The 26,343-nt window shown below is 64.4% G+C and carries 19 protein-coding genes and 2 rRNA genes (1 of these 21 only partly in view); 1 reads left to right on the forward strand and 20 read right to left on the reverse strand.

Annotation, left to right across the window (positions count from 1 at the left end; genetic code table 11):
- The 14 genes from aceF to L2Y97_RS19260 all read right to left on the reverse strand — a co-directional run bounded on the left by aceF (position 1) and on the right by L2Y97_RS19260 (position 17,412).
- Complete coding sequence (gene aceF, locus L2Y97_RS19190) at positions 1 to 1,689, reverse strand: dihydrolipoyllysine-residue acetyltransferase (protein WP_247429831.1); 1,689 nt, start codon at positions 1,687 to 1,689, stop codon at positions 1 to 3.
- 404 nt (positions 1,690 to 2,093) lie between these two features.
- Positions 2,094 to 2,939: a mechanosensitive ion channel family protein gene (locus tag L2Y97_RS19195; RefSeq protein WP_247429833.1), complete on the reverse strand. Its 846-nt coding sequence runs from the start codon at positions 2,937 to 2,939 to the stop codon at positions 2,094 to 2,096.
- 338 nt (positions 2,940 to 3,277) lie between these two features.
- Positions 3,278 to 5,596: a carboxy terminal-processing peptidase gene (locus L2Y97_RS19200; RefSeq protein ID WP_247429835.1), complete on the reverse strand. Its 2,319-nt coding sequence runs from the start codon at positions 5,594 to 5,596 to the stop codon at positions 3,278 to 3,280.
- 26 nt (positions 5,597 to 5,622) lie between these two features.
- Entirely contained in the window at positions 5,623 to 6,624 is a 1,002-nt protein-coding gene (gene lipA, locus L2Y97_RS19205) for a lipoyl synthase (RefSeq protein ID WP_247429837.1), read from the reverse strand.
- A 12-nt stretch (positions 6,625 to 6,636) separates the two neighbouring features.
- Complete coding sequence (lipB, locus tag L2Y97_RS19210; RefSeq protein ID WP_247429839.1) at positions 6,637 to 7,305, reverse strand: lipoyl(octanoyl) transferase LipB; 669 nt, start codon at positions 7,303 to 7,305, stop codon at positions 6,637 to 6,639.
- Between the two features lie 207 nt (positions 7,306 to 7,512).
- Positions 7,513 to 7,803 (reverse strand): DUF493 family protein, encoded by a 291-nt coding sequence (locus L2Y97_RS19215; protein ID WP_247429841.1) that lies wholly within the window; start codon positions 7,801 to 7,803, stop codon positions 7,513 to 7,515.
- A 12-nt stretch (positions 7,804 to 7,815) separates the two neighbouring features.
- Complete coding sequence (locus L2Y97_RS19220) at positions 7,816 to 9,039, reverse strand: D-alanyl-D-alanine carboxypeptidase family protein (RefSeq protein WP_247429843.1); 1,224 nt, start codon at positions 9,037 to 9,039, stop codon at positions 7,816 to 7,818.
- 42 nt (positions 9,040 to 9,081) lie between these two features.
- Positions 9,082 to 10,428: a septal ring lytic transglycosylase RlpA family protein gene (locus L2Y97_RS22575; protein ID WP_425492785.1), complete on the reverse strand. Its 1,347-nt coding sequence runs from the start codon at positions 10,426 to 10,428 to the stop codon at positions 9,082 to 9,084.
- A gap of 161 nt (positions 10,429 to 10,589) precedes the next feature.
- Positions 10,590 to 11,627 (reverse strand): lytic murein transglycosylase B, encoded by a 1,038-nt coding sequence (gene mltB, locus L2Y97_RS19235; protein WP_247429846.1) that lies wholly within the window; start codon positions 11,625 to 11,627, stop codon positions 10,590 to 10,592.
- Between the two features lie 62 nt (positions 11,628 to 11,689).
- The gene (gene rodA, locus L2Y97_RS19240) at positions 11,690 to 12,805 is read right to left on the reverse strand and encodes a rod shape-determining protein RodA (protein WP_247429847.1); all 1,116 of its coding nucleotides are present in this window, start codon (positions 12,803 to 12,805) and stop codon (positions 11,690 to 11,692) included.
- Positions 12,806 to 12,807: 2 nt separating this feature from the next.
- On the reverse strand, positions 12,808 to 14,823 hold the full coding sequence (gene mrdA, locus L2Y97_RS19245; RefSeq protein ID WP_247429849.1) for a penicillin-binding protein 2: 2,016 nt from the start codon (positions 14,821 to 14,823) through the stop codon (positions 12,808 to 12,810).
- The gene (gene mreD / locus L2Y97_RS19250; RefSeq protein ID WP_247429850.1) at positions 14,820 to 15,311 is read right to left on the reverse strand and encodes a rod shape-determining protein MreD; all 492 of its coding nucleotides are present in this window, start codon (positions 15,309 to 15,311) and stop codon (positions 14,820 to 14,822) included. Before mreD ends, mrdA begins: the two co-directional genes overlap by 4 nt.
- Positions 15,308 to 16,327: a rod shape-determining protein MreC gene (mreC, locus tag L2Y97_RS19255; RefSeq protein ID WP_247429852.1), complete on the reverse strand. Its 1,020-nt coding sequence runs from the start codon at positions 16,325 to 16,327 to the stop codon at positions 15,308 to 15,310. Before mreC ends, mreD begins: the two co-directional genes overlap by 4 nt.
- A 38-nt stretch (positions 16,328 to 16,365) precedes the next feature.
- Entirely contained in the window at positions 16,366 to 17,412 is a 1,047-nt protein-coding gene (locus tag L2Y97_RS19260) for a rod shape-determining protein (protein WP_247429854.1), read from the reverse strand.
- A gap of 383 nt (positions 17,413 to 17,795) precedes the next feature.
- On the opposite strand from L2Y97_RS19260, the gene L2Y97_RS19265 reads away from it, so the two are divergent.
- Positions 17,796 to 18,731: a carbohydrate kinase family protein gene (locus L2Y97_RS19265; RefSeq protein ID WP_247429855.1), complete on the forward strand. Its 936-nt coding sequence runs from the start codon at positions 17,796 to 17,798 to the stop codon at positions 18,729 to 18,731.
- A gap of 163 nt (positions 18,732 to 18,894) precedes the next feature.
- Here L2Y97_RS19265 and glpK read toward each other — a convergent pair whose 3' ends face one another.
- The 6 genes from glpK to L2Y97_RS19295 all read right to left on the reverse strand — a co-directional run.
- Positions 18,895 to 20,400 carry a glycerol kinase GlpK gene (gene glpK, locus L2Y97_RS19270; RefSeq protein ID WP_247429857.1) on the reverse strand — a complete coding sequence of 502 codons (1,506 nt, stop codon included), beginning with the start codon at positions 20,398 to 20,400 and terminating at the stop codon, positions 18,895 to 18,897.
- A 12-nt stretch (positions 20,401 to 20,412) separates the two neighbouring features.
- Positions 20,413 to 21,252: an MIP/aquaporin family protein gene (locus L2Y97_RS19275; RefSeq protein WP_247436914.1), complete on the reverse strand. Its 840-nt coding sequence runs from the start codon at positions 21,250 to 21,252 to the stop codon at positions 20,413 to 20,415.
- Between the two features lie 42 nt (positions 21,253 to 21,294).
- The gene (glpD, locus tag L2Y97_RS19280; protein WP_247429859.1) at positions 21,295 to 22,809 is read right to left on the reverse strand and encodes a glycerol-3-phosphate dehydrogenase; all 1,515 of its coding nucleotides are present in this window, start codon (positions 22,807 to 22,809) and stop codon (positions 21,295 to 21,297) included.
- Between the two features lie 203 nt (positions 22,810 to 23,012).
- Entirely contained in the window at positions 23,013 to 23,786 is a 774-nt protein-coding gene (locus tag L2Y97_RS19285; RefSeq protein WP_247429860.1) for a DeoR family transcriptional regulator, read from the reverse strand.
- A gap of 273 nt (positions 23,787 to 24,059) precedes the next feature.
- A 5S ribosomal RNA gene (gene rrf / locus L2Y97_RS19290) occupies positions 24,060 to 24,174 on the reverse strand.
- Positions 24,175 to 24,296: 122 nt separating this feature from the next.
- Positions 24,297 to 26,343, reverse strand: a 23S ribosomal RNA gene (locus L2Y97_RS19295); it runs 838 nt beyond the window's last position.

Here is a 26,343-nt window from a genome sequence, read left to right on the forward strand (position 1 = left end):
TCAGAGCAGCAGGCGACGGATGTCGCCGAGCTGCTGGGCCAGGTACACAGCGAAGCGTGCAGCCAGCGCGCCGTCGATCACGCGATGGTCGTACGACAGCGACAGCGGCAGCATGAGGCGCGGCGCGAATTCCTTGCCGTTCCACACCGGCTTCATCGCCGCCTTGGAGACGCCCAGGATCGCCACTTCCGGCGCGTTGATGATCGGCGTGAACGCCGTGCCACCAATGCCGCCCAGCGACGAGATGGAGAAGCAGCCGCCCTGCATGTCGGCCGCGGTGAGCTTCTTGTCGCGTGCCTTCTTCGAGATCTCGCCGAGTTCCGCGGCGAGTTCGAGCAGGCCCTTCTTGTCCGCATCGCGGATGACCGGGACGACGAGGCCGTCTGGCGTATCCACGGCGATACCGACGTTGAAGTACTTCTTCAGCGTGAGCGTTTCGCCGGCGGCATCGAGCGAGGCGTTGAAGGTCGGGAACTTCTTCAGCGCCGCGACCACGGCCTTGATCTGGAACACCAGCGGGGTGATCTTCAGATCCTTGTTCTCTTCGCCGAGCTTCTTGCGGAAGGCTTCCAGCTCGGTGATATCCGCATCTTCGAACTGCGTGACGTGCGGGATCACCGCCCAGTTACGGGCAAGGTTCGCAGCCGAGATCTTCGGGATGCGGCCAAGCGGCTTCTCTTCGATCTCGCCGAACTTCGAGAAATCGACCTTGGGCCACGGCAGCAGCGTGAGGCCATTACCGCCGGCGGCAGCACCGCCGGTGGCGACCGAGGCGCCACCCGAGGTCATCACGTTCTTGACGTAGCCGGTGATGTCTTCGCGCTGGATGCGGCCACCGCGGCCGCTGCCCTTCACCTGGGCCACATCGACGCCGAGCTCGCGGGCGAACGCGCGGACGGCCGGGCTGGCGTAGGGGGCGTTGTCCGGCATGATCACCGAGGCATCGAACGACACCGGCGGGGTGCGCGGGGCGCCGCCGACCGGGGCTTCCGCCTTCGACGGGGCCGGGGCGGCCGCAGCCACCGGGGCCGGTGCGGGCGCCGGAGCGGCAGCCTGCGGAGCCGGGGCGGCAGCCGGAGCGGCTTCGCCACCCTCGCCTTCCAGCACGGCGATCAGGTCGCCATCGTTCACTTCATCGCCGACCTTGACCTTCAGCTCCTTGATGACACCCGCGGCCGGGGCCGGGATATCCATCGTGGCCTTGTCGGATTCCAGGGTCATGAGGCTCTGGTCCTTTTCGACCTTGTCGCCCACCTTGACCATGATCTCGATGATCGGCACCGGCTTGCCGCCGATATCCGGGACATTCACGTTGACCGGGCCGGAGGCCTTGCTGGCCGACGGCGCGGCAGCCTGGGCGGCGGCCGGAGCCGGGGCCGGGGCGGCAGCGGCGGGTGCCGGGGCGGGCGCTGCGGCGGCGGGGGCCGGAGCCGGAGCGGCCGGGGCGGCGCCAGCGGCTTCCACCAGGGCGATCACGTCGTTGTCGTTGACCTCGTCACCGACCTTGACCTTCAGCTCCTTGATGACGCCCGCGAACGGCGCCGGGACTTCCATGGTCGCCTTGTCCGACTCGAGGGTCAGCAGGCTCTGGTCCTTTTCGACGGTATCGCCGACCTTGACCAGGATTTCGATAATGGGCACCGGCTTGCCACCGATATCGGGCACGCGGGCTTCTTTCACGTCGGCCATGGAACCTCCTCAAAACAACGCTGAAGGGCGGACGAACCCTCCCGCGGGGGAATGTCGGGCGCCGTGCTGCGGCGCAACCGGTCGATTGTAATCCCTCAGGAGAAGATTCCCACGATTCAAACGGTTGTTCGGGGTGATTTCTGTTGTGCGACTGCCGAATAGGCCCCGCCATAGGCCGGTCGCCCCCTGTAGGAGCCCACCCTGTGGGCGACATCTTCTCGCGACAGCGCCGCAGGGCCTGTTGCGGTATGGCGAAGAGCGTCGCCCACAGGGTGGGCTCCTACACGGTGCAGTGCCAGGCGGTGGGACAGTCGGTCGGGCGTCAGGCGGTGGGACCGTGAACAGTCGGGCGTCAGGAGGGGTGACGGTGAACGTGGGGGTATCCGGGGTGGGACGGCAAACGGTCAGGTGGCTGGCTTGGGTTGCTCGGCCGGCAGCAGCCGGATATCGGTCGAGGACGAGGGGATGGTGATACCCGCCTGGCCGAACTGGTCCTTGATGTTCAGCAGCAGCGTGGTCTGCGCGCCGTACATATCGGAAACCGTGCACCAGCCGCGGATCACCAGCGTGACGTTCGAGGCGCCCAGGCTATCGGTCCACACGCCCGGAGCCGGGTCCTTCATGATCCGCGAATCGGCTTCAAGCAGGCCACGCACGATATCCATGGCCTTGCCGATATCGTCGGTGTAAGCAATGCCCACCTTCACCTCGAACCGGCGCGTTCCACGGCGATTGAAGTTGATGATGGCATCGCCACCCACCTTCGAATTCGGCACCACGGCCTCACGGTTATCGGGGGTGATCACGTAGGTATGCATCAGGTTGATGCTCTCCACCGTGCCCTCCACGCCACCGACCAGCACGTAATCACCAATGCGGTACGGGCGGAACAGGATGAGCAAAACACCCCACGCAAGATTCGACAGTGAGCTGTTCAACGCCAGGCCAATCGCGAGGCCGGCAGCGCCGAGTGCGGCGATAAAAGAAGCCGTGGGGATACCCGCCATCCCCATCACCTGCACGATCACAAATGCGATCAGCAGGCCATAGATGGCGTTACGCAGGAACCCCGCGAGCGTGTCATCCACGCGCGCCCGTTCCAGCGCACGCTTACCGAGATTGGCCACACGCGCGGCAATCCAGAAGCCGATGGCCAACGCCACAAGCGAAAGGCCGATACGGATGGACCAGGCGATGATGACCAGCCGCGTGGCGTGGTCGATACCGAGGTGATCAAGGAAATCGAGCATGCGATGCCTGCCTTTTCGAAGCGAAGAATCGTTGGGCAGGCTATCAACCAAACCGTGAAGACCCGGTGGCACGCCCGGTAGGAGCCCACCCTGTGGGCGACATCTTTTCGCGACTCCGCTGCAGGCCCTGCGACGTGATCGCGAACAGCGTCGCCCACAGGGTGGGCTCCTACGGGGAACGCGCACGGGGGACGCGCATGGAGGACGAGCGCGGGGGACGAGCACGGAGGACGAGCACGGGGGACGCGCATGGAGGACGAGCACGGGGGACGAGCACGGGCGCTGCGTCGCGATGGTGGTCCCAACGAAAAAAGGCCCCTTTCGGGGCCTTTTGAGCGTTACGGCGTGCTCGGCACCGGCTTGGCGGCCTGGGCCGTCTGCGGCGGTGTATCGATCTTCTTCCCGCCATACGGCAGCACATCGGAAGCCAGCTTCGCATCACCCTTGATGAGCGCCACCTCGTCGCTGACGATATGCGCCGCCTCATCCAGCGGGGTGTCCTTGGCCTTCTTCGCCTCGGCTTCCTGCTTCAGGTCGCTCTTGATGCTGCGCTCGTTCGCGTTCAGGCCGTCATCACCGTTGTCCTGGTCAGACGCATCGGCACTGCCATCGCCGCCGAAGATCGCCTTGCGGCGTGCACGGAAATCCGCCTGCGTGGCATCGAACTGCTTGCGCTCGGCCTGGCGGGCCGCGAAGTTCAGCGAGATATCGGTTTTGTCGCGCAGCTTCTGGTACTGCGCCAGCTCATCCAGCATCAGCTTCCACGCCGGCGACGTGGCCACGCGCGCCTGGTGCTTCTGGTTGAGCGGGCCGACGATCGGCTTCAGATCGGCGACCGGCTTGTAATCGGCCGGATCGATATGACGCCACGGCAGCGCGTTGTCGTAGGTGGATTCACCAAACTCCTTCGCATCACCGTTCTGCGGGAACTGCACATCGGGCGTGACGCCGCGCAGCTGCGTGCTGTCGCCGTTGATGCGGATGAACTCGGCGATGGTCATCTTGAGCTCGCCGTACTTCGCGTCTTCGCCGGTCTGCGCCTTGCCGAAGCGGTCCAGGTCCACCAGGTTCTGCACGGTGCCCTTGCCGAAGGTCGGCTCGCCGATGATCAGGCCGCGGCCGTAATCCTGGATGGCGGCAGCGAAGATCTCCGATGCCGAGGCCGAACCACGGTTGACCATGACCGCCATGGGGCCATCCCACGACATGCCCGGCTGGTCGTCGCCCTGGGCTTCGACCTGGCCACGCGCATCGCGCACCTGCACGACCGGGCCGGTATCGATGAACAGGCCGGTGAGCTCGGTGGCCTCGTTGAGCGAGCCGCCGCCGTTGTTGCGCAGATCCATGATCACGCCTTCGACGTGCTGCGCCTTCAGGTCGGTCAGCAGCTTGGCGACATCGCGCGTGGCGCTCTTGAAGTTGGCATCGCCGTTACGGCGTGCGCCAAAGTCCTGGTAGAACGTGGGCAGTTCGATCACGCCGATCTTGCGCGTGACATCGCCATCCTTCACGTCGATGACCTTCGACTTGGCGGCCTGCTCTTCCATCGTGACCTTCTTGCGCACAAGGGTCACGATATCGTGCTTGCCATCCACGCCCGCATCGCCCGGGAGCACTTCGATGCGCACGGTGGTGTCTTTCTTGCCGCGGATGAGCTTGACCACGTCATCCTGGCGCCAGCCCACCACATCGACCATGGGGCCGGTTTCGCCCTGGCCGATGGCCACGATGCGGTCGCCCGGCTTCAGCTTGTTCGACTTGGCGGCGGGGCCGCCCGGCACGAGCTCGCGGATGGTGGTGTAGTCGTCGCGCGCCTGCAGCACCGCGCCGATACCTTCCAGCGACAGGCGCATGGCGATATCGAACGCATCGGCCGCACGCGGGCCGAGGTAATCGGTGTGCGGATCGGTGGAGTTCGCGTAGGCGGTCATGAACGCCTGGGTGGCGTCCTCGTCATCGAGCTGGCGCACGCGCGTGATGTACGTGGCGTAGCGCTTATCGAGCGTCTTGCGGATATCGTCATCGCTCTTGCCGGCCAGCTTGAGACGCAGCCAGTCGTTCATGGTGCGCTTGCGCCACACCTCGTCGAGCTCGGCCTGGTCCTTCGGGATGGCGGCTTTCTTGCGATCGAAGTTGAAGGTTTCGTTCGTGTTGAAGTCGAAACCCTTCTTCAGCAGGCCGCGCGCATAGTTCATGCGATCGACGGCACGCGTGATGTACAGGTTGAACACCGAGAACGGGCCGCTCAGGTCCTGGTTCCAGATGGCATCGTCGAACTGCGTCTTCAGCGGTTCGAACTTGGCCATGTCCTCCTGGGTGAAGAACACTTTCTCGCTATCGAGATCGTCGAAGTAGGCCTTGTAGATCTTGGCCGACATGGCGTCGTCGAGCGGCTGGGCCTGGTAATGGAACCGGGTGAGGAAGCGCGCCGACAGCTGCGCCGCCTGGGTTTCGGCCGAGGTGGGCTTCAGCGGAAGGGAGGATTCCTTCTTCTGCGGCTCGGGCGAGGTGGCCGCCTCCGACGCATCCTTCGGCTGCGGCGCGGCACTCTTCGCCGGCGGTGTCGCGCCAGGCTGCTGAGGGGCGGCATTCTGGGCGTACGCCCCCGTGGCGGAAAGGGCCAGCAGGAGGGCGAGCGACACGGGGCGAAGGGTCATGTAGTGCCTCGAAGTGCTTTAAGCGTTTATTCGACGACGCCGGCGGCGTGGGCCATCAGGTCGGCATGGTAGGAGGATCGCACCAACGGGCCGGAAGCGACATGGCCAAAGCCCATCTCTTCACCAGCGACGCGCAGCGCCTCGAATTCGTCCGGCGTCCAGTAGCGAACCACCGGGTGGTGGTGGGCCGTCGGCTGCAGGTACTGGCCAATGGTGATCATGTCGACGTCATGGGCGCGTAGATCGCGCATGGTTTCGAGCACCTGCTCCATGGTCTCGCCCAGGCCCAGCATGATGCCGGACTTGGTCGGGACATCCGGGTGCTGCGCCTTGAAGCGCTTGAGCAGGTCGAGCGACCACTGGTAATCGGCACCGGGGCGCACTTCGCGGTACAGGTGCGGCACGGTTTCCAGGTTGTGGTTGAACACATCCGGCGGGAAATCCTTCAGGACCTCCAGCGCGCGCTCCATACGGCCCTTGCCGCGGAAATCCGGGGTGAGGATTTCGATGCGGATGTTGGGGCTGGCGTGGCGCACGGCACGGATGCACGAGGCGAAGTGCTCGGCACCGCCATCGCGCAGGTCGTCGCGGTCCACCGAGGTGATGACCACGTACTTCAGGCGCATGTCGCGGATGGTCTCGGCCAGGCGGGCCGGTTCGAGCGGATCCGGCGCCAGCGGGCGGCCGTGGGCCACATCGCAGAACGAGCAGCGGCGGGTGCACACCTCGCCCAGGATCATGAAGGTGGCCGTGCCCTTGCTGAAGCACTCGTGGATGTTCGGGCACGAGGCTTCCTCGCACACGGTGACCAGCGAGTTTTCACGCAGGCGCGCCTTGAGCTGCTGCACGGCGTTGCCCTGCGGCAGGCGCACGCGGATCCAGCTCGGCTTGCGCAGGGTGGGCGCATCCGTATCGAAAGCCGCGCGGTTGAGCGCGATCTTGTCGTTACCGAGCATCTTCTCGCCGGGCTTGTCGACGACGGCGATGGGGATGCTGCGGGCGGGGGATGTGGGGACGGTTTGGCTCATTTGGCTACGACCTCAGACCGCAACGCGGGCGGGGAGTTCGGGGATAACGGGTTCAGAGGGGACTTCGTGGAACCCGAACTGCTTACAGAATTCCTGTACCAGCTGGTCTTCCACGTCTGACAACCGCGACGGACCGCCCAAGTCTACCACCTGGGTGACCTCCAAGCCCTTGTAGCCGCAGGGGTTGATGCGGTGGAAGGGCTCCAGGTCCATGTTCACGTTGAAGGCCAGCCCGTGGAAGCTGCAGCCGCGGCGGACGCGCAAGCCCAAGGCGGCCACCTTGGCATCGGCGGTATACACGCCGGGGGCGCCATCGCGCCGTTCGGCGCCGATATTCCACTCGCCCAGGGTATCGATGATGGCCTGTTCGATCTTGCAGACCATGTCGCGGACGCTCACCCCCACCCGGCGCAGGTTCATCATGGGGTAGGCCACGATCTGGCCCGGGCCGTGGTAAGTGACCTGGCCGCCGCGATCCACGCGGACCACGGGGATATCCCCGGCGAACAGCACGTGTTCATCCAGCCCCGCCTGCCCCAGCGTGAACACCGGGTCATGCTCCAGCAGCCACAGCTCGTCGACGGTATCGTCGGTGCGGTTGTCGGTGAAGGCGCTCATGGCCTTCCAGGAGGTTTCGTAGGGCACGCGCCCCAGCCGGCGAACGTTGAGGGGGAGGGTCATGGTGCTTTCAGGGGAGGACGGGGATGTCGGGGTATCTGCGGGTGAGGTCGACACGATACAAGATGGCGACCCCGCCCGCCGCTACGCGTAGGAGCCCACCCTGTGGGCGACATGTTTTCGCGACATGGCCACAGGAGCTGGGGCCGTGGGGCCGTGGGGCGAAAGGATGTCGCCCACAGGGTGGGCTCCTACAAGGGTGTCGACGCCTTACAGCGTGAAACGGATATTGGCGTCGGCGCGCAGGGCCTCGTGGGCCTCCATGTACTTCTCACGGCTGGGTGCGACGAAGCTGACCGCGACCGACTCGTAGTTGCCGGCCGGGGTGAGCTTGGAGGTCACCGTCTCGTGGAGCACTTCCAGGCCGATACCGTGCAGGATCTCCGGCACACGGGCCGTGAGGCCCGTGTTGGCGTTGCCGATGGCCGTGATCTCGAACTGGCCCGGGAACTGGAAGCCCTTGCCTTCGGCCTTGGCCTGGCTGAAATCGATCTCTTTCATGGCGCGCCTTCCTTACTTCTTGCCGCTGTCGTCGCTATGGAACCACAGCATGATGGTGTCCCACAGGCGCGAGAAGAAACCGCCTTCCGGCGCGTCCTGCAGGGCCACGAGCGGCACGTCGGTGACCGGCTGGCCATCCATCGTGACGTGCAGCGTGCCCACCTGCTGGCCCTTCTTGAACGGAGCGATCAGGGTACCCGGGATATCGAGGCTGGCCTTCAGCTTGTCGTAATCACCGCGCTTGACCGAGATCATCACGTTTTCGGTGACGCCCAGCGGCAGGGTGTTATCGGCGCCCTTCCACAGCTTGGGCGTGGCCAGCGGCTTGTTGGCGTCGTACAGCTTGTGGCTTTCGTAGAAGCGGAAGCCGTAGTTCATGAGCGCCAGCGCGGCATCGGCGCGGCCCTTTTCGCTGCTGGCACCCATCACGATCGCGATCATGCGGGCATCGCCCTGCTTGGCCGAGGCGGCCAGGCAGTAGCCGGCGGCCGCGGTGTGGCCGGTCTTGATGCCGTCGACGGTGTTATCGCGCCACAGCAGCAGGTTGCGGTTGTGCTGCTTGATGCCGTTCCACTCGAACTCCTTCACGGCCGAGATCGCGTAATCCTCGGGGAAATCGTGGATGAGCGCGCGCGACAGGATCGCGATGTCGTGGGCCGTGGTGTAGTGGTTGGCGATCGGGTAACCCGAGGCGTTCTGGAAGTTCGAATGCACCATGCCGATCTGCTTGGCATAGGCGTTCATGAGGTTCGCGAACGCCGGCTCGCTGCCCGCGGTGTGCTCGGCCAGGGCGATGGCGGCATCGTTACCCGACTGGATGATCATGCCGTACAGCAGATCCTTCAGCGGGACCTGGCTGTTGAGCTTGAGGAAGCTGGTGGAGCCATCGGTGCTGGCACCGCCGCCACGCCATGCGTTCTCGCTGATGGTGACCGGGTCGGTCATGTGGATCTTGCCGTTGGCGATCTCGGCCGACACGACGTAATCGGTCATCACCTTGGTGATCGAGGCCGGCTCGACCTGCACATCCGGATCCTTCGACGCGATGATCTGCCCGGTGTTGTAGTCCATCAGCACCCAGCTCTTGCCATCCACTTCCGGCGGCGGCGGCACGGGGGCCTCGGGCACCACGGGGCGCGGCACCGCGGGACGCGGCGGCGTCTGCTGCGCCACGGTCACGCCGGCGACAAGCGCGGCGGCGGCGAAAGCGAACAGGGAACGGGGCAAGAGCTTCATCGTTTCAGCGGTCCAGTCAAAAACAAACAGGAAAAAAGGGGCTCAGTCTACCGCGACCGAGGGCCTGGGCAGGCCCATGCCGGCGATCTGGTCGGTCACTTTGTCAGCGGTATCCACATCGGCCAGCGGGCCCACGCGCACCCGGCGCACGTTGCGGCCGCCCAGGCTGGTCTCGATCACACTGACCGGGCCCAGGCCCGCGCGGTTCAATTGATCGGCCACGCGGTTGGCGTTGGCCACATCGGAGAACGCGCCGACCTGAAGGTAGATGGTGGGTTTGCCGGGGACGGCGGCCGGGCTCGAAGGGTTGTTCGGCGTGGCACTGCTGGCAGCTCCGACGGCGGCCGTGGCGCCTGAGGGTGCTGCGGCGGCCGGCTTCGCGACGGGGATGCTGGTACCGACGGGCGCCTGGATATCGGCAGAAGGTGCACGCGCCGCACCCAGGGCCGCCGGCGACGGCGTGCCGGTGCTGGCCGGCCGCGCACTCTCCGCACCACGCGAGGTCACGATGCCACTGCCCTGCCCGCCTGCGACGGGCGGCAACGCATCGCCCACGGAGGCGTTGGTCATGCCCGGGACCGGACCAGCATCCTCGGGGTTGCCGACGGCCACCGGCGTGGAGGTGGTGGACGTCGGCGCCGGACGCGGGGCGGCGGCCAGCGCGGCACCGGTCGCGACGGCTGCGGCCGTTGGCGCGGTACGTGCCGAAGGTGCCGGCGGGGTGCGCGTGGAGCGTACCGGCGGCGGTGGGGCCGTGACCGGCGCCGGCTTCGGCGTGGTCTGCACGTAAGGCGGCGTGGAAGTGGCCGACGGATCGTTCGGATCGATCGCGCGCACTTCGACCAGGCCCGTACCGCTGGGCCATACGCCGATCTTCACCGCCGCGGCGAACGACAGATCGATGATGCGGTTCTCGTGGAACGGGCCGCGATCGTTGATGCGGACGATGACGCTTTTGCCGTTCTCAAGGTTGGTGACGCGCGCATAGCTCGGCAGCGGCAGCGTCTTGTGCGCCGCGCTGAACTGGTACATGTCGTATTCCTCGAGGTTCGAGGTTTTGTACCCGTGGAACTTGTTACCGTAGAACGAGGCGATGCCGCGCTCTACGTAGCCCTTGGGCGTAGGCAGCACGTTGTAGGTCTGGCCCAACACGGAGTACGGCGATTTGTTGCCGTACAGCGAGCGCGGTTCGTTCTTCGGCACCGGCTCCGGGATCTTGCTGAAGTCCGGCATCTCCGTGGGAACGCTGTCGTTCTTGCTGCCGTAGCGCGAGCCCTGCGAGCGGCTGATGTCGTCGTAGGGACGGCCGGAGCCGCTGCTGCGCTTGCCCGAGGATGGTCGTGTGTTGTGGCTGCCGCCACCGCACGCGGTCAAAAGCAGCGCGAACACAAGAAGAACGCATACCCGTAGGAGCCCACCCTGTGGGCTACGCCGTTCGCCCAACCGCCACAGGCCCTGTCGCGCTCTTGCCGAAAGATGTCGCCCACAGGGTGGGCTCCTACGGCGGGCGCTCGCCACGTGCTGGTTCACCGCCCCCACGGTGCCCCTGCTCATCGTGCGCCGGGGCCTTTCACGCGGGCGCGGATTTCCTGCGCCAGCTGATGAACCGCCAGGGCGTACATGGGGCTGCGGTTGTAGGTGGTGATGACGTAGAAGTTCTGGAAGGTGAACCAGTACTCGTCACCGCTGGGGCCATCCAGGCGCACGAGCTGTGCATCGCGGCCCGGGTCCAGGTGCTGCAGCGGTGCAAATCCGTCGGCGACGAACGATTCCACCGGCGCCACCGGGCGCCAGTCCTTCGGCACCGCCGGTGCCTGCGCGCGGCGATCGGGCTGGGCACGGGCAGCGATGGGGCCACCGGTCTGCCAGCCGTGTTCTTTGAAGTAGTTCGCGACGCTGGCAAAGATGTCGCCCATCGAGCCCTTCATGTCGATGTGGCCATCGCCGTCGTAATCCACGCCCCAATCGCGAATGGACGAGGGCATGAACTGGCCCCAGCCCTGCGCGCCCGCGTAGGAACCGGTGAGCGTATCCAGCGGGCCGCCCAGGTGGTTCGCGGGCAGCTCCAGCAGCACCTTCAGCTGTTCGCGGAAGAACGGCGCGCGCTTGGGGTAGTAGAAGGCGAGCGTGGTGAGCGCATCGAGCACCTTGTACTTGCCGGTGTTGCGGCCGTAGAAGGTTTCCACGCCCACGATCGCGACGATGTACTCGGCCGGCACGCCGTACTTGCGGCTGATGCCATCGAGCAGCGCCTGGTGCGTGCGGTAAAAGTCCGCGCCCGCCTGGATCCGCTCCTCGGTGAGGAAGATGGGCCGGTAGGCGCTCCACGGCTTGCCTTCGGCCGGGCGGTTCATCGCATCGATGATGCTTTGCTGCATCTTCGCGCCATTCAGCAGCTTGTTCAGCGCCCACGGGCTCTTGCCGGTGTCCTTCGCCACTTCGCGCACGAGGGCGGCCTGGCCCGGATGGGTTTCCGTGGCGGCCCGCGCATTCGCGGCGAAAAGCAGGGGGAGCAGGAGCGTCACGCCGAGAAGGCGCGGGGCGAATCGAGCGGGTCGTGCGCGGTGCGCAGGCAGAGCATCATCCATGGCCCGAAGCGTACCACGCAAAAGTGGCGCATCCGGGGCCGCGGGATGCGCGTGTTCAGCCATTAATCGTGGAGTTTGCGGTTGGCATGGATCGACATGAGCACGCCGAAGCCCGTGAGCAACGACACCGCAGACGTGCCACCGTAGCTAACGAGCGGCATGGGCACGCCGACCACGGGCAGGATGCCGGCCACCATGCCACCGTTCACCGCCACGTATACGAAAAAGCTCATGCCAATCGCACCCGCGAGGAGACGCGAGTACGTGTCGCGCGCATTCATCGCGATCCACAGGCAGCGGCCGATGATGAAGGCGTAGAGCAGCATGATGGCGATAACGCCGACCAGGCCGAATTCTTCGGAAAACACGGCAAAAATGAAGTCGGTGGTGTGCTCGGGCAGGAAATCCAGGCGCGACTGCGTGCCGTGCTGCCAGCCCTTGCCGAACACGCCGCCGGAGCCCACCGCGATCTTCGACTGGATGATGTGCCAGCCGTTGCCCAGCGGATCGGATTCCGGGTCCAGCAGGGTACGCACGCGGTTGCGCTGGTATTCGTGCAGGAACTGCCATGCCACCGGGATGGCGGCGCCCGCGCCGCCTACCAGCAGGCCGATACGCCACCAGGCCATGCCCGAGAGGAACAGGGCGAACGCGCCCGCCCCTGCCACGAGCAGCGCGGTGCCGAGATCAGGCTGTTCTGCGATAAGGCCAGCCGGCACGGCGATCAGCAGGCCGACCACGATGATGTCCTTCCAGCCCGGCGGCAGCTGCCGCGGGTGCAGGTACCAGGCCACCATCATCGGCATGGTGAGCTTCAGCAGCTCGGACGGCTGGAAGCGCATGAAGCCCAGGTCGAGCCAGCGATACGCGCCCCTGCCCTCGCCCAGCGCAGCCACCACGAACAGCAGCGCTGTGCTGCCGGCATAGAGCCACGGGGTCCATGAGCGCAGCACGGGCGGCGGGATGCGCGAAATCACCAGCAGCAGCACACCGCCCAGCACGAAGCGCGCCGCCTGACCGCCCACGAGCGAGTAATTGCCGCCGCCCGCGCTGTACAGCGTGGCCAGGCCCGCGCAGGCGAGCAGGAACAGCGCCAGCAACAGCGGCAGGTCCAGGCGTGGCCGCGTAAGCAGGCGCAGGCCGAAGCGCTTCAGGCGGACGGTGAGCTGATCGAGCACGGTTACTGGTCCTCGCCGTTGTCGTCCGGCGGCAATTCGCTGCTTTCGGCCGGCGCGGGCTGCGCGCCCTGCACGCTGCTGGCGCTGGCGGGTGCGTTCTCGATCGGCGCATCGGACGTGGCGATCGGGCCGGCAGGCAACTCTTCCGGCCGCGCACCACCCTGGTCGACCACCCACTGGTCGAGGATCTTGCGCACGATCGGGCCGGAATCCTGCGCGCCCCAGGCGCCGGCTTCCAGCAGCACGGCCACGGCGATCTTCGGATCATCCGCCGGCGTATACGCGATGAACCACGCGCGGTGGCGGCTGGCCAGGTACGCGGAGTTCTTGTTGTTGTCGTAGGCGTCGGTTTTACGCGAGAAGCGTTCGGCGGTGCCGCTCTTGCCGGCCATGACGAACGGGAAGCCGATACCCAGCTTCTTGCCGGTACCCTTGCCCGAGTTGATCACGTCGATCATGCCCTGGTTCACGGCCTGCCAGTCGCTATCGCGCTTGACGATCGACGGCCCTTCGGGCGGGAACGATTGCGCCACGCGCGGGCTATCCACGCCATCCTGGGTATCCATCAGCAGGTGTGGCGCGTACGGAATGCCATGCCCAGCAAAGGTGGCGATCGCATGCGCCAGCTGGATCGGCGTGACCGCCCAGTAACCCTGGCCAATGCCCGCGATGATGGTTTCGCCGGGGAACCAGCCGGCCTTCGAGCGCGTGGCCTTCCACTCGCGCGACGGCAACACGCCCTCGGCCTCGCCGACCAGGTCGATACCGGTTTTGCTGCCAAAGCTGAACTTCGACATCCAGGCGGACAACCGGTCGATGCCCATGTCGAGCGCGAGCTTGTAGAAGTAGGTGTTCGTTGATTTTTCGATGGCCTGCATCATGTTGACCGTGCCGTTACCGCCGCGGTCGTCATCGCGGTAACAGCGGCTCTGGCCCGGGATGCAGAACTGGCCATTCGAAAACACCGTATCGCTCGGGCGGCGGATGCCCAGGGTAAGGCCACCGAGCGCGAGCAGCGGCTTCACCGTGGAGCCCGGCGGGTACACGCCGCGCAGCGCACGGTTGTACAGCGGTTTGTCCGGGTCGGTGGTCAGCGACTTGTAGTCCGCGGAGCTGATGCCGTTGACGAACAGGTTGGGATCGAACGTGGGGTAGCTCGCGAAGGCCAGTACCTGGCCATTGCGCGGATCGATGGCGATTGCCGCGCCAGGACGGCCGGCGAGACCTTCCAGCGCCGCCTTCTGCAGGCGTACATCGATCGAGAGGTAGAGGTTCTTGCCGGGCGTGGGCGGCGTGGTATCCAGTACGGCCTGGGTGCGGCCATCGGCGTTCACTTCGACCAGCTCATAGCCCGGCGCGCCGTGCAGGAGCTTTTCGTAAGAACGTTCGATACCGATCCGGCCGATGTGCGTGGTGCCCTTGTAGCTGGCCTCTTCGTCATCGTCCATGCGATCGAGGTCATCGGCATCGATCCGGCTGACGTAGCCGAGCACGTGCGCGAACTCGGGGCCCATCATGTAACGACGGGTGAGGTACGGCACCACGTCCACGCCGGGGAAGCGCCAGCGGTTCACGGCGAAGCGGCCGATCTCGTCTTCGGTGAGCTTGAGCTTCAGCGGGACGCCTTCGAACCGGCGGCTCTGCTTCACCTGCTTCTTGAACAGGGTGATGTCGTCGTCGCTGAGCGGCACGACGGCCCCGAGATCAGCGAGCATCTTGTCCATGTCGCCGACCTGTTCCGGCGTCACTTCCAGGCGGAAGGCCGGCACGTTGTCGGCGAGCAGCACGCCATTGCGATCGTAGATAAGCCCGCGCGCCGGCGGGATCGCGCGCGGCTTGATCCGGTTCTGCTCCGAACGCGCCGCGAATTCATCGTGGTGGTACACCTGCAGGTACACGTAGCGCGTGCACACCGCGATGAGGCCGAGCAGGATCAGGGCGAAACCAGCCAGGGCGCGGCGGCGGAACAACGCCACCTCACCGCGCATTTCCTTAATGGAGGCGCGCCGCCGGCTCATGCCTCGTGGATGCGCAGGCGCGCACGCAGGTCATCGAGGATCAGGAACAGGAACGGCCACAGCGCCGCGCCCACGAACGGCGAGATCCAGAAATCCGCCGGCGGCAGCGGATCGCCACCGAGCACGCGAACCAGCAGCAGGAGCACGCGATCGTTGAGCAGGAAGCCGAGCACGGCGAGGGTCTGCTGCCACATGGGGAAGAAGCGCAGGCGCGAGCGGAAACGCAGCGCGATGAACACCATGGCGGTAAGGCGCAGCGCCTGCTCGCCCAGCAGCATGCCATCGAACAGATCGGCGCCCACGCCCAGGCAGAAGGCCAGGCCCAGGGTGACGCGATCGCCCGATTGCAGGCACCAGTACAGCAGCACGAGCGCGGGCCAATAGGGCTTGTAGGGCGTCAGCGGGCCCGGCAGCGGGATCAGCATGAGCACGAGCGAGAGCAGCAGCGTGGCGGCAAACCAGAGCTGGCGTACGCGGGTCTTGTTCATGGCGTGCTCCCGGTGGCGCTGGTGGAAGCGCGCGCGGGCGCGCCGCTGGCCGTGGGTGCGGTGACCTTGGGCAGCGTCGGGTTAGGTACGGGCGTGCTCGGCGGTGCGTTCGGGTCCGGGGCCATGTCGGCCGGCGGACCGGCATTGGGCGCCAGTTCGGGCGGGCCGGCCGGTTCGGCCAGATCGTGCAGGAGCAGGACGTCTTCGCTGCGATCCAGATCGGCGGCCGGCATGGCGTTCGCTGAGAGGAACGTGCCCGACGCGGTCTGGCCCACGTCGCGGATGGTGCCCACCGGGAAGCCGGTCGGGAAACGGCCGCCCAGGCCGGAGGTCACCAGCTTGTCGCCGGCCTGTACATCGGCCGAGACCGGGATGTTGGGCAAGGTGAGCATGTCGCCGCCGCGCGAGCCGTAAGCCACGGTACGCAGGCCGGTGCGCTCGATGGTCACCGGAATGGCGTGGTTGGGGTCGGTGATCAGCATGGCGACCGAGGTGGTCGGCATCACTTCAATGATCTGGCCCATGACGCCGCGCGCATCGATCACCACCTGCCCCGGCTTCACCTGGTCGCGCGCGCCCACGTTCAGCGTGATGCGGTGGCGGAACGCGCCCAGGTCCACGCCGATCAGGCGGGCCAGCTGCACGTTGAGCGAGAGGCTGTGCTGGGTATCGAGCAGTTCCTTCAGGCGCTGGTTCTGCTCGGCCACGGACGCCATGCGGTTGAGCTTGGCATTGGCCAGCAGCAGGTCCTCGCGCAGGCGCTGGTTGGCCTCGGTGAGGCGCTGGCGATCGGCGAACGCCACCGTCGCCGCCTGGAAACCCTGCGACGGCAGGCCAGCGATGCGATACACCGGCTCGACGATGATGGAGAGGCCGTAGCGCACATTGGCCAGCCACCCGCCGCGATGGTCGAGGACCATCAGCACGCAGGCGAGCGCGAGGTACACGATAAGCCGCAGGGTGCCCGCCACGCCGGGCGAGAACAACGGCGACTTATCGTCGCGATTAAGGGCCATGGATTAGCGCGCCCAGGCCGACGCGGCGCGCGCGTCCATCATTCGAACGCGAAGAAATCGCTGCCGTGCTGGTCGATCATCTCCAGGGCCTTGCCGCCACCGCGGGCCACGCAGGTGAGCGGGTCATCGGCCACGGCCACGTGCAGGCCGGTTTCCTCGGAAATGAGGCGATCCAGGTCGCGCAGCAGGGCGCCACCGCCGGTAAGCACGATGCCGCGCTCGGCCACGTCGGAGCACAGCTCCGGCGGGGTCTGCTCCAGCGCGGCCTTCACCGCCGCCACGATGCCGGAGAGCGGCTCGTGCAGGGCTTCCAGCACCTCGTTGGAGTTGATCGAGAACATGCGCGGCACGCCCTCGGCGAGGTTACGGCCGGAGATTTCCATCTCGCGGACTTCGCTCTGCGGGAAGGCGCAGCCCACTTCGAGCTTGATCCGCTCGGCGGTGGATTCACCGATGAGGGTGCCGTGGTTGCGGCGCACGTAGTTGATGATGGCCTCGTCGAAGCGATCGCCGCCGACGCGCACGGACTGCGAGTACACGATGCCGTTCAGCGAGATGACCGCCACTTCGGAGGTGCCGCCGCCGATATCGAGGACCATGGAGCCGCGGGCCTCGTGCACCGGGATACCGGCACCGATCGCGGCCGCCATCGGCTCTTCGATCAGGAAGACGTCACGGGCACCGGCGCCTTCGGCCGATTCCTTGATGGCGCGGCGTTCCACCTGGGTGGAGCCGCAGGGCACGCACACCAGCACGCGCGGGCTGGGGCGCAGCATGCGCGAGCGGTGCACCTGCTTGATGAAGTGCTGGAGCATCGCCTCGGTCATGGTGAAGTCGGCGATGACGCCGTCCTTCATGGGGCGCACCGTGGCGATATTGCCCGGGGTACGGCCCAGCATGCGCTTGGCATCGCCACCCACGGCGGCAACCGCGCGCGGGCCGCCCGGACCACGGTCCTGGCGAATGGCGACCACCGACGGTTCGTTCAGGACAATGCCCTGCCCACGCACATAAATGAGCGTATTCGCCGTGCCGAGATCGATGGAGATGTCGTTCGAAAAGAGTCCGCGGAACTTCTTAAACATGATGCGGCGGGCGCCCGATAGCCGGAAAAGTAAGCACGGAAGTCTAGATTGCGACCCCTTGGGGCGCAAGGGCGGAGAAGTTAAGAAAGCCTTGTAAGTCTGAATGATGCGAGTGGATGCTGTACCGATCCCGTAAATCTGTACGCAATGGGGGAGTCGCCCGGCGGGGCATTTTTTAGTACGATCCGCCGGTTTGCCGGAGCCCTCTCCGGCACGACTTCCGTAGGCGCCCCCGTGGGCGACGCTGTCCGGCTGTAGGAGCCCACCCTGTGGGCGACGCCGTTCGCGGAAGAGCCACAAGCCCTGCTGCGTCATCGCGTAACGATGTCGCGCACAGGGTGCGCTCCTACGACCTACCTATTTTCTTCAGGGTTGCTTACACGATGACTGCCGTAATCTGCGGATCGCTCGCCTATGACACCATCATGGTGTTCCAGGACCAGTTCAAGAACCACATCATTCCGGATCAGGTGCACATCCTGAATGTGTCGTTCCTGGTGCCGGCCATGCGCCGCGAGTTCGGCGGTTGCGCCGGCAACATCGCCTACAACCTGAAGCTGCTCGGCGGCGAGCCGATGCCGGTCGCGACGGTGGGCCAGGATTTCGCCCCGTACCGCGCGCACATGGAAAAGCACGGCATTCGCCTGGATGGCGTGCGCCAGTACGACGACATGTTCACCCCGCAGTGCTTCATCACCACCGACCTGGATAACAACCAGATCACGGCGTTCCACCCGGGTGCCATGTCGAACGCGCACGACAACCACGTGCGCGATATCCCGAATTACGAGTTCGGCATCGTCGCGCCGGATGGCCGCGAAGCCATGCTGCAGCACGTGGATGAATTCGCAGCGCGCGGCGTGCCCTTCATCTTCGATCCGGGCCAGGCCATGCCGCTGTTCAACGGCGAAGAGTTCCGCTCGATGATCGAGAAGGCGACCTACGTCATCGTCAACGACTACGAGTCGCAGCTGCTGCAGCAGCGCACCGGTTGGAACGCGGAAGAGATCGCCTCGAAGGTGAAGGCGTACATCGTGACGCTTGGCCCGCGCGGCTCGCTCATCTACGCCGATGGCAGCACGATCGAGATCCCGCCGGCCCGCGAGCGCCAGGTCGTCGATCCGACCGGTTGCGGCGATGCGTATCGCGCCGGCCTCATCTTCGGCATCATGAAGAACTACGACTGGGCCACCGTGGGCCGCATGGCATCGCTGATGGGTGCGTTGAAGGTCGAGCACCCGGGCACGCAGAACCAGTTCTTCACTTACGACCAGTTCGTCGCTGAATTTGAAGATCAGTTCGGTTACAAGCTGGGCTGATAAGCCTTAAAAAAAGGGGGCGGCGCAGCAATGCGCCGCCCCCTTTTTTGTGCCCGCCGTTTGCCGTGGCGACATGCCCCCCGGTAGGAGCGCGCTTGCGCGCGATGGGGTTTGCGGTAACCCACATCGCGCGCAAGCGCGCTTCTACAGGAATCGGCGATTCTTAGTTGCGGGGCTTGAAGCCCATCGTGGCGTTCACCGCCTGCTTCCAGCCGTCGTACAGATCGTCACGGGTTTCCTTCGTCATCGAGGGTTTGAACTCACGATCGACCGCCCATCGCTTGGCGATGTCTTCCTTGCTGCTCCAGAAGCCGACGGCGAGACCGGCGAGGTAGGCGGCACCCTGGGCGGTTGTCTCCTGCACCTTCGGGCGCAGCAGGGTCACGTCGAGGATATCGGCCTGGAACTGGGCCATGAAGTCGTTGGCGATGGCACCGCCATCGGCACGCAGTTCCTTCAGGCTGATGCCCGAATCGCTCTGCATTGCCTCGAGTACATCACGGGTCTGGTAGGCCATGGATTCGAGCGCGGCGCGAATGAACTGCTCCTTCGTGGTGCCGCGGCTAAGGCCAAACACCGCGCCGCGCACATCGCTCTTCCAGTACGGTGCACCCAGGCCAACAAATGCGGGTACGAAGTACACGCCATCGTTATCTTTGGCACGTTCGGCGTACTGCTGTGAATCCGAGGCTTTGCCCAGCATGCGCAGGCCATCACGCAGCCACTGGATCACGGAGCCGGCGACGAAGATGCTGCCTTCCAGCGCATATTCCACCTTGCCGTCCAGCCCCCACGCGATGGTGGTGAGCAGGCCGTTCTTCGATGGGACGGCTTTCTCACCGGTGTTCATCAGCATGAAGCAACCGGTACCGTAGGTGTTCTTCGCCAGGCCCGGCTCGAAACAGGCCTGGCCGAACAGTGCCGCCTGCTGGTCACCGGCGACACCGGCGATCGGTACTTCACGGCCAAAGAAATGCTTGGCCTGCGTGTTGCCATACACTTCGCTGGACGACTTCACTTCCGGCAACATGGCCTTGGGTACGTTGAGCATCTTCAGCAGCTCGTCGTCCCATTTCCGCTCATAGATGTTGTACATGAGCGTGCGCGAGGCGTTGGTGTAATCGGTGACGTGTACCTTGCCGCCGGTGAGGTTCCAGATCACCCAGGTATCGATGGTGCCGAACAGCAGCTCGCCCTTCTCCGCCCGCTCCTGCGCGCCCTCCACGTGATCGAGGATCCAGCGCACCTTGGTGCCGGCGAAGTACGCATCGATCAGCAGGCCCGTTTTGTCACGGACCATCTTGTCGTGGCCTTCCTTCTTCAGCCGCTCGCAGATGTCGGCGGTCTGCCGCGACTGCCACACGATGGCGTTGTAGATCGGCTGGCCCGTGGCCTTGTCCCACACCACCGCGGTTTCACGCTGGTTGGTGATGCCGATGCCTTCGATACACGAGGCATCGATGCCGGAGCTGCTGATGACCTCGGTCATGGTCGACAGCACGCTGGTCATGATCTCGCGCGGGTTGTGTTCCACCCAGCCCGGCTGCGGGAAGATCTGCGGGAACTCGCGCTGCGCAGTGCCGGCGATGTTGCCGTCGTGATCGAACAGGATGGTACGCGAGCTGGTCGTGCCCTGGTCGATGGCGAGGATGTACTTCTGCTTGCTCATCTCTGGCCTCTGTTAACGGGTGGGGTTGGAAGAATTGCGGTTCGCCGCCTGGCGCGCCTCTTCGAGCGCACGCTGGCGGGCCGGCAGGAACGGATGCACAAGCAGCTGGTACGCGCCACCGCCGACGACACCGCCGATCAGCGGGCCGACGATGGGCACCCACCAGTAGTTATCCGGTGAAGGCAGCGCCGAAGGACCCCAGCCGGCGAAGTAAGCGAACAGGCGCGGGCCGAAATCACGGGCCGGGTTGATCGCCCAGGCTTCGAGGTAACCCATGGAGGCACCGATCGTGGCGACCAGCAGGCCGATGATCAGCGCGCCGCTGTTGGCGCCCGGCGCGGTCTCGTTGTACTGCTCGGTGATGGCGAAGATGCCGAACAGCAGGAAGGCGGTCAGGATGATCTGATCGGACAACGCGTGCATCGGGGTGATCGCCAGGCCCGGGTGGGTGAAGAACACACCGGCCGCGCCGCCTGCCTCGCGAGTGAGGTTGTGCGTTTCGTTGAAGTGATCGATGACCGGCCCGAACAGGGCGTACACGATGGCCGCGCCGAGGAACGCGCCAATCACCTGGGCGATCCAGTACGGCACCACTTTCTTCCACGAGAAGTCGCGGAAGATGGCCAGGGCCAGTGTTACCGCGGGGTTCGCATGGGTACCGGAAACCGAGGCGGTCGCGTAGATCGCAATGGTGACGGCCAGGCCCCACGCGATACACACACCCCAATACGCGTTGAGGTAGGGACTGGGATCGTAGAGCACGTACATGCACGCTACGGAATCGCCGAACGCGATGATGATGAACATCGCGAGGGCTTCTGATATCAGTTCGCCGATCTGTTGCCGCATGATCCGTCTCTCCATCGGTTTCATGGTGCGTAGCGCCCGGGGGCGTTACGGGGTGGTGGTTGGCCCTTGCGGGACCCGTTGTTTGAGGTAGTCAGTAAGGCGGCGCACATCGTCGGCGCTCACGCGCAGGCCGATCTTGCTACGCCGCCAGAGGATATCCTCGGCTTCCGTGGCCCACTCGTGACGTACGAGGTAATCCACTTCGGCCTGGTAAAGGTCGGAACCGAAATGCGTGCCCAGTGCTTCAAGCCCATTCGCTTCGCCGAGCAGATCGCGTGCGCGGGTGCCGTACATGTGGGTCAGGCGCCAGGCGAAGGTTTCCGGCAGCCAGGGGCGCGATGAACGGATATCGTCAGTGAGCGCATCGATATCGCGCTCACCGCCACCAGGAAGCGGCCGGGCATCGGCCGTCCAGGCGGGCTTGTCGTTCCCGAGCAACGGGGCCAGCTTGTCGATCGCCTCTTCGGACAGCTTGCGGAACGTGGTGAGCTTGCCACCGAAGACGTTCAACAAGGGTGCGCCACCGGTCTGGTCGATATCGAGCAGGTAATCGCGCGTGACTTCCGAGGCGCTGCCCGCTTCATCCTGCAGGAGCGGGCGCACACCGCTGTAGCTCCAGACGACGTCGGCCGGGGTGAGCTGCTTCTTGAAGTAACGGTTGGCCGCCTCGCACAGGTATTGGGTTTCCTCGGCATCGATGACCGGGTGCGAGGGATCGGCCTTGTATTCGATATCGGTGGTGCCGATCAGGGTGAAGTCGCGCTCGTAGGGGATGGCGAACACGATGCGGCGATCAGGCTGCTGGAAGATGTACGCGTAGCGGTGATCGAAGATCTTCGGCACCACGATGTGGCTGCCCTTGATCAGGCGCAGGGTGTGGCTGTGCTTCACGTGCGCGACGTCATCGAGGAAGCTCGCGGCCCAGGGGCCTGCGGCGTTCACCAGCGCGCGTGCGCGAACGAAGTGGCGGGTACCGTCGCGCTTCTCAAGCTCGGCGACCCAGCTGTCGCCATCCCGCCGTGCGCTGACGCACTTGGTGTGCGTTTCGATCTTCGCGCCGCGGTGCACGGCATCCATGGCATTGAGCACCACCAGGCGCGCGTCCTGCACCCAGGCATCGGAGTAGACGAAGCCCTGGGTGAACTCACTGCGCAGCGGTTCGCCGGTGACATGCTTGCCGAAGCGTACGCGGCGCGAACCTGGCAGGGTACGGCGGCCCCGACCGAGGTGATCGTAGAGGAACAGGCCGATGCGGATCATCCACGCGGGGCGCAGATGCGGCTGGTGCGGCAAGACAAAACGCAGCGGCCAGATGATGTGTGGCGCGGCGCGTAGCAGCACTTCGCGCTCGGCGAGTGCTTTGCCTACCAGCGCAAACTCAAACTGTTCGAGATAGCGAAGGCCACCGTGGATCAGTTTGGTGGCGGCACTGGATGTATGGGATGCGAGGTCATCGCGCTCGCACAGCCATACCGAAAGGCCACGTCCTACTGCGTCGCGGGCAATGCCCACGCCGTTCACGCCACCACCAATCACCAGGACATCGACCTGCTCAACCATCACACGCTCCGCTCGGTAGGGGCGAAGGTGGCTGCACGAGGAAAAACCCTACGCTCGGGTACGTTCGTTTTTACGATTTTCAGCGGCATCCTTGCGCGATAACGAACATTTCACACTGCGTGTCACGCTTCGCTGGCGTCAAAGGAGCATATTCGAACACAAACGAACATCGCACGCTGCAATGCAGCGTAAATAGGGATGGATTACTCAGCGATGTGCAGCTGGGTGCCTGAGGCGGCCAGCACGGGCATCAGCTCGTCGGGTGGCTGCTTGTCGGTGTACCAGGCATCGACACGGGAGAAATCGCCCAGGCGGACCATGGCGTTACGCCCGATCTTGGTGTGGTCCGCGCCCAGGATGACCTGGCGGGAATGATCGATGATGGTCTGGGCGACACGGACTTCGTGGAAATCGAAGTCGAGCAAGGTGCCGTCGAGCTCGATGCCGGAGATACCGATGATGCCGTAGTCCACCTTGAACTGGCGGATGAGCTCGATCGTGGCTTCGCCGGTCACGCCATGGTCGCGACCGCGCACCACCCCGCCGGCGACGATGACCTCGAAGGTCGGGTTGTCGCTGAGCAGGATGGCGATATTGAGGTTGTTGGTAATGACGCGAAGGTTGCGGTGCTCGAGCAATGCCCGGCCCACGCCCTCGTTGGTCGTGCCCAGATTGATGAAGAGCGACGAGCCATCGGGGATGTGCCGCGCGATCGCCTGGGCGATCCGGTTCTTCTCCGCGGCCTGCAGGGTCTGGCGCGCGGCGTACGCCACGTTCTCAATGCTTGAGGGTGCACTGACGCCGCCGTGGTAACGGCGGATGAGGCCGCCATCGGCAAGCAGGTTGAGATCGCGGCGAATGGTCTGCGGCGCCACGTCGAAGTGCGTGGCCAGCTCATCGACGGCCACGAAGCCTTCGCGCTGGACGATCGCGATGAGTTCTTCCTGGCGGCGGTTGAGGCGGAGATCCGTTGTCATAAACGTAAGAGTAGCCCAGCCGCACGCTGTCTTGAACCAAACCGCCCACCAACCGTCGACCAAACCCCGCAACCGCGGTGTAGGAGCGCACCCTGTGCGCGACAGGGAGTCGCGGGGGGATGGGGGGTTTGGGCGAGGAGATGTCGCCCACAGGGTGGGCTCCTACAGGAGCGGTTGGGTAAATTGCGGGCAAGAAAAAACCCGGCCTCATTGAGACCGGGTTTTACAAAAGACGAAGGCCTCCCCGGTTGGGGAGGCCTTCTAGGATAAAGCCCCTGGCGGTGACCTACTCTTGCATGGCTTGAGCCACACTACCATCGGCGCATGCGCGTTTCACTTCTGAGTTCGGGATGGGATCAGGTGGGACCACGCCGCTATAGCCGCCAGGGAAGGGGTGGGAGCAGCGCCTTGAGCGCCGGCTCCACAGAGGGTGTAAACGAGTGACAAGCGTCCGGGTTTGATTCGGATCGAGCTTATAAGAGTTAAGACGGTGAAGCGTCTTGGGGTTATATGGTCAAGCCTCACGGCTCATTAGTACACGTAAGCTCAATGCATTGCTGCACTTCCACACCGTGCCTATCAACCACCTAGTCTTGATGGTGCCTTAAGGAGAGTCTAGCTCTCGGGAGATCTCATCTTGAGGCGCGCTTCCCGCTTAGATGCTTTCAGCGGTTATCGCTTCCGTTCATAGCTACCGGGCAATGCCATGGGCATGACAACCCGAACACCAGCGGAACGTCCACTCCGGTCCTCTCGTACTAGGAGCAGCCCCTCTCAAATCTCCAACGCCCACGACAGATAGGGACCGAACTGTCTCACGACGTTCTGAACCCAGCTCGCGTACCACTTTAAATGGCGAACAGCCATACCCTTGGGACCGGCTACAGCCCCAGGATGTGATGAGCCGACATCGAGGTGCCAAACACCGCCGTCGATATGAACTCTTGGGCGGTATCAGCCTGTTATCCCCGGAGTACCTTTTATCCGTTGAGCGATGGCCCTTCCATACAGAACCACCGGATCACTAAGACCTACTTTCGTACCTGCTTGATCCGTCGATCTCGCAGTCAAGCACGCTTATGCCTTTGCACACAGTGCGCGATGTCCGACCGCGCTGAGCGTACCTTCGTGCTCCTCCGTTACTCTTTGGGAGGAGACCGCCCCAGTCAAACTACCCACCATACACGGTCCCCGATCCGGATTACGGACCTAGGTTAGAACGTCAAGCACTTCAGGGTGGTATTTCAAGGATGGCTCCACCGAAACTAGCGTCTCGGTTTCATAGCCTCCCACCTATCCTACACAGAAGAACTCAACGTTCAGTGTAAAGCTATAGTAAAGGTTCACGGGGTCTTTCCGTCTTGCCGCGGGAACGCTGCATCTTCACAGCGATTTCAATTTCACTGAGTCTCGGGTGGAGACAGCGCCGCTGTCGTTACGCCATTCGTGCAGGTCGGAACTTACCCGACAAGGAATTTCGCTACCTTAGGACCGTTATAGTTACGGCCGCCGTTTACTGGGGCTTCGATCAAGAGCTTCGCCTTGCGGCTGACCCCATCAATTAACCTTCCAGCACCGGGCAGGCGTCACACCCTATACGTCCACTTTCGTGTTTGCAGAGTGCTGTGTTTTTGATAAACAGTCGCAGCGGCCAGGTTACTGCGACCCTTCGATGCTCAGTCACGCACGTGACCACACCAAAGGGCGCACCTTCTCCCGAAGTTACGGTGCCATTTTGCCTAGTTCCTTCACCCGAGTTCTCTCAAGCGCCTTGGGATTCTCACCCTGCCTACCAGTGTCGGTTTACGGTACGGTTTTTCTACAGCTGAAGCTTAGTGGCTTTTCCTGGAAGCGTGGTGTCAGTCACTTCGTCCTCATAGGACTGGTCTCGGTGCTCGGCGTATGTGATCCCGGATTTGCCTAAGATCACCGCCTACCGCCTTTCCCCAGGACAACCAACGCCTGGTAGACCTAACCTTCTCCGTCCCCACATCGCACTGTAGAAAAGTGCAGGAATATTAACCTGCTTCCCATCGACTACGCATTTCTGCCTCGCCTTAGGGGCCGACTCACCCTGCGCCGATGAACGTTGCGCGAGGAAACCTTGGGCTTTCGGCGGGGAGGCTTTTCACCCCCCTTATCGTTACTCATGTCAGCATTCGCACTTCCGATACCTCCAGCAAGCCTTACGACTCACCTTCACAGGCCTACGGAACGCTCCTCTACCGCGTACGGATCAAAATCCGTACACCCCGAGCTTCGGTGCATAGCTTAGCCCCGTTAAATCTTCCGCGCAGACCGACTCGACCAGTGAGCTATTACGCTTTCTTTAAAGGGTGGCTGCTTCTAAGCCAACCTCCTGGCTGTCTATGCCTTTCCACATCGTTTTCCACTTAGCTATGACTTTGGGACCTTAGCTGCGGGTCTGGGTTGTTTCCCTTTTCACGACGGACGTTAGCACCCGCCGTGTGTCTCCCGTGTAGCATGTCCTGGTATTCGGAGTTTGCCATGGTTTGGTAAGTCTCAATGACCCCCTAGCCATAACAGTGCTCTACCC

Origin of the sequence: Luteibacter aegosomatissinici (assembly GCF_023078495.1) — a bacterium.
GTDB lineage: Bacteria > Pseudomonadota > Gammaproteobacteria > Xanthomonadales > Rhodanobacteraceae > Luteibacter > Luteibacter aegosomatissinici.